The following is a 9958-nucleotide window of genomic DNA, read 5'->3' as shown; positions in this document are numbered from 1 at the left end:
TAGGACGCCTCCCGGCCGACCACAACCAGCCCTATGGAGTCAGCTATCCCGATTCCACGCAACCGCTGCACGCTCTAGCTTTCGCGGCACGATCTTGGCCCAATAATTCCACCCTGTCAGTAGGCAGAATGAGGCTATCGCCTCGAAGAAGGTCATTGAGGGTGTCACAGCTCAAGGCTGTAACCCCCATAGCACGCAAGCCAGTCTCATATACAGTGCGGCCAAGGAGCCAATTCCGCTCGGCTATGAAGTCGTTGGCGTGGTTCATTAGTGCTCGAAGTACCTGAGCTACATCGTCCTCGTGAGGAATTGGGCGTTTGCCTTTCTTAAGCTTGGGGCCTCGCGGAGCTTTGAAGCGCGGTTTAGGGTTCAGGACCCCAACATCCAGGGGGGATGCTGAAATCGCGGCAGCGAATGAGCGCAAGACCGGTCCGCCAAGATTTCGCGCGCCTAGAAAGTGACACCAGCGCATGATGACACTGGCCCACCGCGCCTGCCGGTTCCGTCCAACCTTGTCGGTGCTTAGAGCTTCTGCCAACCAGCGATGGTAGTGATGTTCCTCGGGCTCATTCCAAGCCATATGACGGTCTTGAAGGTAGTTGCACCAGATGCAGATCACTCCAGCGATATCTTGTAGACTTCCGCTGCGCTGCGAACGCCAGTAGGCCTGTTCACGGATGAACGCTGCTGCAGGCTCGAATACCCCGTATGCAGGATGTATGACGATAGGGTACCTCAACACATGGCGGGCCCCCGAGATGTTTACGGATTTTGATGTGGTGATGTAATGAAAGTGAGAACTCTCGCGAAGTGCTTCTGGCATGATTGAATCATCTCCTTCCAAAGGGCACAATCTTCTCGAACTTAGTCAAGAGCTCGCGATGTTGGTTATCCTTCTCGTTGAGCAGATGACGAAGGCGTTTGACTTCGGCACCGAGTATATCCCGCTCTGCCAGCAGTTCGACATTTTGCGTAGCCAAGCGATCTCTTTCCTGCCTAATTTGAATTTCCGAGATTGCTCGTCCACGGCGGGGCTTTTTCTGCTGCCCAGCGCTCCCTTCACGCATCTGCTTTAGGGCCTTCAACGCATTATCCAGCCGAAGTCTCAAGTCAGCGTTTGGCCCTCCTGGGGCTGCAATTGAAAAGCTGGTCCAGCGATCGAGATTTCTGCCCGGATCAGACCAGTTTTGCACATCTTTGATAGTTGCGAGAGTGGGCACATCCGAGGGGATGTGTTCGGCTGCAACCCACTCTTCCATTAAGCTAATTTTTGCCTTAAGCGCCGCCCGAGCTGGTCGAGCGCGCTCCGGGCGCGTTGTGTCGGAAGCCATTTGACTAGCATGCTTTAATTGGTTCAAAGCATCTGGCGTAGTGTGCCTGCGCCATAGCAAGCCTCTCCTGCGAGAGTGCGCGCAGCAACGGTGCTAATGAGCAGGAGAGCTGTTGTTGTTCATGGGCAATTGTTTCAGCCCAATAGGGTTCACACTCCGAAAACTGCACATTGTGAGGACAGCCTGAGCAGATGTGGTCTGCCGCATAGGCGGGGTCTGGCGCACTGAAGAAGGCTGCTTCATTGCATTGAGTTTGACGAGCCGCAAGACATCCGGCTGAGCGGAGATCTTGCGGCTCAGTGCTGCACTTGCAATAGCTGTGCCCGAGGCTGTTCGGTTCAAGGCGTTTGACTTTCACAAAATCAAGGAGAAGCGAGTCAAGCCTCGGGCCGGGAAGATCATCCTCAGGACCCAAATCAAGGTGGATCTTGGCCTGCTGAACCAAATCATCGAGTTGTCGTTTGATCACCTCGCCGCCCCATCCCGATATGCGCTCCTGACCGAGCGCAACTTGCCGGAATCGCTCTACCCTGAAGGCTTCACCTTCGGCATTGAAGTCGTCTAGCCGCTGAGCCTGGTAGCGAGCTGCCTCAAGTTCTGAGTTCCGGTCGCGCACGCGATTTTCCTCAGCCTGACGAAGCAATCCGCCTCGGACTGCCTCTGTTACATACCGCCTGGTCTGATCGGGGTCGAAGTGGCGATAGAAGTTGGAAAGTGCTGTCAGATGCGAATAGCGGAACCGATGATAGTAGGTAATGCCGAAGAAGCGTCTGAACTGATGGGGCTTGGGATCCCAATGTGTCCCATCGGGGAGGGGAGGCAGTTTCACAAATGCCGCAAAACGCGACAGGCTGCGGTATACATCAAGTTGAGTGGTCTTTAGGTTGCTACGGTCGATCTGGGCAACATCATCGAATTGAAAAAGCCAATATTCTCCAGTGCGCTGGCGGTACAGAGAAGAAAGCCAAGACAAGACATCAACTGCTTTCTCGACAGACGTTGGAACGGGGATGCGGTCCAAGTCCCGTATTGTTTTCTCAATCCAGGTTTCTAGCCAAGGTTCGCCATTGATGTGATGAATTCCCGGAAAGCGCAACGACTCGATTTCTTCGCGGCGGCGTGCCGAAAATGCCGCAATGACAATCATGCAGGCGACAGCGAGATATTCGAATAGAACAGTTCGAAGGCTGGGACGTGTCTCCGCAAAATTTTTGATCGCGTTCTTGCCTGGATAGTATGCCGCGCGGATTGGCCAAGGCGATCCGGGTTGCGTGCAACTCTCATGCTTATCGAAGACTATGTTGGTGCGTGTTGCTGCAGCTTGATAGGGATACGAATGTGCTTTGATCTCTTCGGTGGTGAGCAAGCGTTCGATGTCCTCAACATATCGTTGCAGCTCCTTCGCATAATCGAGCACCCAGCAGAGAGCCCGATCAATCAGAGTGCAGGCCTGCAGTGGCGGGACCGTGAACGTCCGGCTGTCGCCATCGCCTGCAATGGCGCGCGCGACACTGTTCACGGTCCGCCCCCCCGGGAATGGGTTGCAGGCGATGGGATCATGGGAAAGGCGACCTCTTATCTTCCACAAGTAGGCGAGGGGTCTCAGAAAGCCGTCGACGCGAGTTGCTGAGCTTGGTTTCGAGTCCTCACCCGAATCTCCAGTATCGATAGATAGGGGATTGTCCTCAGTGGTCTTATTGTCCGATGTAGGTCTTACCGCAAATCCGGGTGATCGGGCTTGGTCGGGACGAAGGGGGTAGCCTAGGTCCGCCGCGAGGTTAATGAGGATACGCCGGGCTCTGTCAGTCACCAGACGGCCGTTCGGTACGCCGAGATGTTCCGCGGCCGTATCGAAGTCGAAATAGGTGTGCTTGCCTCTATTGTAGGTTGGAGGCTGTAACTCCTCTGAGCAGACTGCGTTAGCGAATGCAACTGCACGATCCTCCATTGGTAACAGCCCTCGAATGCCTTGGTCACGAATGGTCTCGAAGAGCTGTTCGATCCATTCCGGCGTGAGACTGCCGTTCCGCCCTAAACCACAGGATAGCCGCCATCTTATAAATTGCAGGTGATTCCTGTGAAAGTTTGGAACAGAAGATCCTGACGTGTGACATCCTTCGCTCGGCGAAAGGGACCAGTAAACAAGTAGCTTTGCCGTAATGCAATCGTGCTCGCAGCCAGGATCACTCAACCGCAAGCCAGGTGCCACCACACTGTCGAAGCGCAGTACAAAGTTCGTCTTGCGCCGCTTCTTCGGATCCTCGGTACCAATAGTCCATCGGTGGCCAAGTAAGCAGCCGTCACGTAACCATGGGGGTGATGCGAGGTCCCCGATGATTCGGTCGTGCATGGTTCCTGGTGAAATTTGTGCAATGTAGCGTGTCGTGCGCGGAGCCATGATCGATTTACCAAGGGCGAAAGAGAACTAGAGAGCCTTGATCCAAGCCAGCCTTCACGGCCTCAGCAGCTTGCTGCACAAGAACCTGTTTAGGACCAGCCGACATGAGATTTATTAGAGCGATGCAGAGCGCAAGTGCAGGTAACCAAACTCTGACCCAACGTTCAGGATTCTTTGAAACAAACTCCCTCTCCGCGCCGCTGAGAGATTCGTGGAAGAGAGTGAGTGCCTCAATTGACTGTTGTGTTGGGACGAAGCGCAGCAACGGACATGTGCTACAGGCATCTAATCGTGTACAGGTCGAGCCTTTGGTTCCAGGTTGAACACCAGCAGAGGGATCTGAACAACTCCAGCCGAGGCCCGTTTCGACAGCCCGGGTGCGGCGATCGCGAAACTCATCAAGGGTGAGCCCAAGCCGGGCTGCACGATCCAGATAATCGCCGGCGACGCTCGCCTCAAATAGGTTCTGAAATTCACGGATGCGTTCGTCCAGCATCCGCCGGATATAAGCTCGGTTTAGGTAGTGGCGCGCGGTAGTACTTCCCCCACGTTGATCTGAAAGGAGAGCAACAACCTCGGCATCGCTTCCGTGTTGGACGTCGCGCAGTTGCAGAACAGTTGTTCGGATCATACGCCGCTGAATGGGCAGCCCACCAATTATGGGATCGTCCGTGTGCTCATTTAGGAATTCCGCCCACCAGCCTTTCCAGGTTTGCTCTCGATATCGTCGGGCCTCTTTGGGATGGTGGCCGTTGCGGATGATCCAGAGGTAGTTTGCATCGCGACTGCCCGCGCGGCGAGCGCGCTCCCGCTGCGGGGCTGAGAGCTTCAACCATATTTCAATAGCCGTAGCCGACGAAATTTGAGAGTTCGGTACAACAGTAGGAACTTCAAAGGTTCTTTCACTGATCTCGTCGGGCTGCTCGGCAACGATTTCAGCAATATAACCAGTAACAGGTTTATAGCCTGCTCTGTTCTTCACTGAGCCGATCAGCCGAAGTTGGATTTTGCCGTAGCGGGCTTTGCCGATAAACGGATCTGCGGCGAGATCATCGCAGGGCTGGAGGTTCATACCCGTATCGATAAGAACGAGCGTATAGGCTGCCAGCAACGCACGTCCCCCACCCTCAAGGTGTCGCAGCACTTTGGCAGTACCGCCGCAACGGGCTACAACGGGTTGCAATCCATAACAGAGGTTCTGCAGACGAAAGACACCGTCATGTTCTGACATGATGTATCGGAGAAGGGATCCAAGCCTGCGATCATCATTGTCGAGCGGGAAGCAATTTTGAACCTGCGGGTCCAGCACATGGTCTCGACCCAATTGGGCAAATCTGGTGGGGATCAAAGGGATTGCAGCGCGGATTTCGCGGAGCGAAGGTTGGTCCGGGGACGCGATAAGTTCAAACCGACGATCAAAGGCGGCTTCTTCCTCTAGCAGCGCATTCTCACATAGAGATCTGAGGCGAATTAGGCGCTCTCGATTGCGCTCGGTCACCGTTCTATAAGTAGTGTCATCTCTGGGTCTGGAGTCGATCGACTCTCGAGATTGCGGGAGTTCTCCAAGAGCAGGAATGTTCGCACCCCGTAAAATCCGAGACTCGGGAATTCCGCGCAGGGGGGCGATTGCGGGCCAAAGCCCCTCCTGAGCCAAATGCTGAAGTGGAACAGACAGACTTTCTATGATGCTCTGTCGGGATAAGGCATTGCCGCGCTTGACGACGGAGAAGTCATTCAGGTTCCTGAGTCGACTTACGAACACGTCAACCGTATCGGACCACTGAACAGATGTAATGCTGTTTGGCCGGTTTTCGACCAAGGCGCTATAGGATTGCGCGGCAGGGGTGCCTTGGTTGGAGGGTTCCGAGGCAAATCCTGCGAGGAAGATCAGGAACCTGCGTAAGTTGCCGCATCGTTTCTCAGTTGTGGAGGCTGTGTCGTGGACATACTTCCGGGCGAAAGCATCAAGAAGCTTTTCTGTGAAGGATGCTCCATAGAGCGGGATCAGAGCACTAAAGTCGTGGATCTTACCATTCAGCCGAACTGATTGACCTCGCACCGTTGCACGCGCTCTTGGATCGGTGCATGGCTCACTAAGCAGGACATGTGCCGGTACTTTGGGTGCTGCCGCTTTCTTCACCTTGGTCTCCTAATTGAAGAAGACCAAGGTTCTCGACAATATTCCTTAATATACTGATAAGTCTAATTACCTATGATAGGAAAATAATCATATAGACGCTTCTACGGGGTGCAATCAAATGCAGCATAGGGTCGCAGGGGTAGGTACTATCGTTGCTCGTAGCCTACGCTACTCGCGACATATCAATTTATTAGCTAAATCAGTGCTTTGAAGCAAGTGATAGGATCTTCGCCCGTCAAAAACACGCCCTCTTTCGGCAGGTCGGCCGGGGCGAGATTGACCGTAATGCGCTTGGCCGGCAGGGCGAGGCCGGAGGCGATCAGGGCTGAGCGGACCCGCTCGCGGGATTCCGCCACCGCCTTGTCCGGCAAGCCGACGATCATGAAGGCGATGGCTCCCGGCGAAATCTGTACCTGGACATCGACGGTCCGCGCTTCGATTCCCTCGAATGCAACAGTGGAAACGCGCGTGACCATCCGGCAAGATCTCCCGTAATGATCCAATGTTAACGCGCTCGAAGGGGATGCGATAGTGTTGCATGTTTCTTTTGCGACAAATCCGGGATTTCCAGTGGAACCCCGTACCTGGAAGAGCGTTGAGTCCGACTGCACTGGGGAATCCATAGGTGACGAAGATTCCGAAGCGCCTGTTGGGGACCAAGGTTCATGGCATGGGTCGTTTCCGTTTCGCTGAAGCCAGCGGGCACTCCCCGCCCATGAAGGAATACATTTCTCGGAAATGACGATGCTGATTCACCAGTTGAAGGGGCGATTGACTTGGCTTGACAAAGAGCCAGGTACACACGCTGAGAACTGGAATATCCGCTGGCGCGGAGGAGATGTAGTTTGAGTAGCGAGAAGCCTTTGCGCATCCTCATCGTGGAGGATGAAATCCTGATCGCGCTTGAACTCGAAAGCCTGCTCCAGGATCTGGGGCATGACGTCGTGGGCATCGCAGCCTCGTTCAAGGACGCCCTTTCCCTCGGCCGCGATCTCAAGCCCGATCTCGCCTTCGTCGACATTCATCTTTCCGACGGGCCAACCGGCATCGATGTGGCACGCCATCTCAGCAGCGAGCACGAGGTCACGGTCCTGTTCATGACCGCCAATGCAAAGCGCATTCCGGAAGACTTCGCAGGCGCCTGGGGCGTCATCGCCAAGCCTTATACGGAGCGCGGCGTACGGGAGGCGCTGGCCTATGTGATGGCCGGTCAACCGCGCGAGGCTCAGGAGGCGCGAACGGTCACCTTCGTCCCTTTCGGCCCGGCGGCCCGCCAGCGTAGCTCCCGGCTGTCCTGACAGGCCCCTGCGGTTAACCCTGCGATTTGAGCCGGTAGAGCGCCTCGAGCGCCTCACGCGGGGTCATCTGGTCGGGATCCAGGCTCTCGAGAGCCTCGCGCAGGGCATCACGTTTCGGTGCCGGAGCAGGCTCGTTGCGGACCGGCACGGCGAAGAGCGGCAGGTCGTCGAGCAGCGCGCGCTTCGGCGCTTCCCTGTCGGATCTCTCCAGTTCGCTCAGGATCGTCTTGGCCCGCTCGACGACAGCCGCTGGCAGGCCTGCCAGCCGCGCCACCTGCAGGCCGTAGGAGCGGTCGGCGGCGCCGGGCACCACCTCGTGCAGGAACACCACTTCGCCATTCCATTCCGTGACCTTCAAGGTCGCGTTCGAGATGCGTGCCATGCGCTCGGCGAGAGCGGTCAGTTCATGAAAATGGGTGGCGAACAGCGCCCGGCAGCGGTTGGTCTCGTGCAGGTGCTCGATGGCCGCCCAGGCGATGGACAACCCGTCGAAGGTTGCGGTGCCGCGGCCGATCTCGTCGAGGATGACCAGGGAGCGGGCGGTGGCCTGATTGAGGATGGCGGCGGTCTCCACCATCTCGACCATGAAGGTCGAGCGGCCCCGCGCGAGGTCGTCGGCCGCACCCACCCGGGAGAAGAGGCGGTCGACGATGCCGATATGGGCTTGCCTGGCCGGCACATACGAGCCCATCTGGGCCAGCACGACGATCAGCGCGTTCTGGCGCAGATAGGTGGACTTGCCGCCCATGTTCGGGCCGGTGATCAGCAGGATGTGTCCCGCGTCCTTGCCGGAGAGATCCGAATCGTTGGCGATGAACGGAACGCCCTCGCGCTTGAGCGCGGCCTCGACCACCGGATGGCGGCCGCCCTTGATCGTGAAGGCGAGGCGGGTGTCGACCACGGGGCGCGTCCAATCGAGGCGCATGGCGAGATCGGCAAGCGCTGCCGTCACGTCGATGACGGCAATGGCTTCGGCCGCCGCGGCGATATCGGGCGTGAGGTCGAGCAGCGCCTGCACCATCTCGTCGAACAGGGCGAGTTCGATCTTCAGCGCCCGGTCGGCCGCCGAGGCGATCTTCGATTCGAGCTCGCCGAGCTCCATGGTCGAAAAGCGCATGGCGCCCGCCATGGTCTGGCGGTGGACGAAGGTGTCCTTCCAGGGCTCCTTCAGCAGGTCCTCGCCCACATTCTGCGGCACCTCCACGAAATACCCGATCATGTGGTTGTGCTTGACGCGAAGGGTCCGGCACCCGGTCTCGGTAGCGTAGCGCGCCTGGAGGGCCGCGATGAAGCGGCGGGAATCCTGCTGGAGCTCGCGCAACTCGTCGAGATTCGGATCGAAGCCGGCGCGGATGAAGCCGCCGTCGCGCTTCAACAGGGGCAGGTCGTCGGCGAGGGCGGTTGCAAGCCGGTCGGCTGCCTCCGTGCGCAGGCTTTGAAGCGTCTGGGCCGCGTCGGACAATTCCCTCGGCAGGTTGGGCGCGATGGCGAGTTCAAGGCCGAGTTCGCGGGCCGCGAACAGGCCGTCGCGCACGCAAGCCAGATCCCGCGGCCCCCCGCGTCCGAGGCTGAGCCGCGACAGGGCGCGGGCGAGATCCGGCGAGCGCTTGAGGATGCGCCGCAGCCGGTCGCGCAGGTCGCCGCTCTCGAAGAGCGCCGTGAGCGAATCCTGCCGGTCGCGGATCCGGTCCGGATGGGTGAGGGGGCCGGCCAGCCGCTCGGCGAGCAGTCGCGCGCCGCCGGGCGTCACCGTGCAGTCGATGGTGGCAAGCAGGCTTCCGGCCCGCTCGCCCGACAGGGTTCGGGTCAGCTCCAGGTTGGCGCGGGTCGCCGCATCTATGGCGAGCGCCGCGCCGGCCGTGTCGCGGGAAGGCGGGTTGAGAACCGGGCGGCTGTCGATCTGCGTCTTCTCGACATAGAACAGGGCGCTGCCCGCAGCCGTGATCTCGGCGGGGCTGAAGGCCCCGAAGGCATCGAGGGTCGCGACCCCGAAATAGCTTTTCAGCCGGCGCTCGGCCGAGGCCGGATCGAGGCCCTCGCGGGACAGGGGCGTGATCGAGGCGCGGGTCTCCTGCCAGAAGCTCCTCAGGTCCGGATCGTCATGAATGACGTCCGGCACCAGGATCTCGCGGGGCTCGAAGCGGGCGATCTCGGCCGAGAGGCCGGTACCGTCCGTTTCGCTCAGGACGAAATGGCCTGTGGATATGTCGAGGGCGGCAAGGCCGTAGCACCATTGCGTATCGGAGGCCCGGCGGCGGGCGATGGCGAGCAGGTAATTGGCCCGGCCGGGCTCCAGCAGGCGCTCCTCGGTGATCGTGCCGGGGGTGACGAGGCGGACCACGTCGCGGCGCACGACGGATTTCGCCCCCCGCTTCTTCGCCTCCGCCGGATCCTCGGTCTGCTCGCAGACCGCGACCCGGTGGCCCAGGCCGATCAGGCGCTGAAGGTAGTCGTCGGCCCGCTCCACGGGCACGCCGCACATGGGGATGTCCTGCCCCTGGTGCTTGCCGCGCTTGGTCAGCACGATGCCGAGCGCCTGGCTGGCGATCTCCGCATCCTCGAAGAACAGCTCGTAGAAATCCCCCATCCGGTAGAACAGCAGGCTGTCCGGGTTGGCGGCCTTGATCTCGATATACTGCGCCATCATGGGCGTGACGCGGCCGTCCTGCACGGGCGCGGCATTCGATGAGGCGATCTCGGAGGATTGATAGGCGGCTTGGGACGACATCCGTCCTGTTTAGCAAAGCCCGCGGCCCCTTTCATCCATGTCATGGGGTCCGAAGGGCGCATG

At 58.8% G+C, this 9958-nt stretch carries 5 protein-coding genes and 1 pseudogene; 1 reads left to right on the top strand and 5 read right to left on the bottom strand.

Annotated features, from left to right (window positions below):
* Positions 1-830: 830 nt before the first annotated feature.
* The 4 genes and pseudogenes from AC0QTX_RS07390 to AC0QTX_RS07375 form a co-directional block, all read right to left on the bottom strand.
* Positions 831-1331 carry a hypothetical protein gene (locus AC0QTX_RS07390; protein WP_474603181.1) on the bottom strand — a complete coding sequence of 167 codons (501 nt, stop codon included), beginning with the start codon at positions 1329-1331 and terminating at the stop codon, positions 831-833.
* A 4-nt stretch (positions 1332-1335) separates the two neighbouring features.
* Positions 1336-2850: a site-specific integrase gene (locus AC0QTX_RS07385; protein ID WP_474603180.1), complete on the bottom strand. Its 1515-nt coding sequence runs from the start codon at positions 2848-2850 to the stop codon at positions 1336-1338.
* Positions 2851-3736: 886 nt separating this feature from the next.
* The gene (locus AC0QTX_RS07380; protein WP_474603179.1) at positions 3737-5869 is read right to left on the bottom strand and encodes a hypothetical protein; all 2133 of its coding nucleotides are present in this window, start codon (positions 5867-5869) and stop codon (positions 3737-3739) included.
* A 245-nt stretch (positions 5870-6114) separates the two neighbouring features.
* A pseudogene (locus AC0QTX_RS07375) lies at positions 6115-6345 on the bottom strand (magnesium chelatase domain-containing protein); the annotation flags it as partial.
* A 369-nt stretch (positions 6346-6714) separates the two neighbouring features.
* On the opposite strand from AC0QTX_RS07375, the gene AC0QTX_RS07370 reads away from it, so the two are divergent.
* Positions 6715-7167, top strand: coding sequence for a response regulator (locus AC0QTX_RS07370; protein WP_474603178.1), 453 nt, complete (start codon positions 6715-6717; stop codon positions 7165-7167).
* A gap of 13 nt (positions 7168-7180) precedes the next feature.
* Here AC0QTX_RS07370 and mutS read toward each other — a convergent pair whose 3' ends face one another.
* Positions 7181-9895, bottom strand: a complete 2715-nt coding sequence (mutS, locus tag AC0QTX_RS07365; RefSeq protein ID WP_474603177.1) for a DNA mismatch repair protein MutS — start codon at positions 9893-9895, stop codon at positions 7181-7183.
* Between the last annotated feature and the right edge of the window lie 63 nt (positions 9896-9958).

It is taken from the genome of Microvirga sp. jy35 (assembly GCF_056148915.1).
Note: the sequence above shows the minus strand (reverse complement) of the source record. Positions and strands in the feature narration are given on the sequence as shown.

Coding starts and splice junctions, on each gene's coding strand:
- AC0QTX_RS07390 (WP_474603181.1), bottom strand. CDS start 1,331: ATGGCTTCCGACACAACGCGCCCGGAGCGCGCTCGACCAGCTCGGGCG.
- mutS (WP_474603177.1), bottom strand. CDS start 9,895: ATGTCGTCCCAAGCCGCCTATCAATCCTCCGAGATCGCCTCATCGAAT.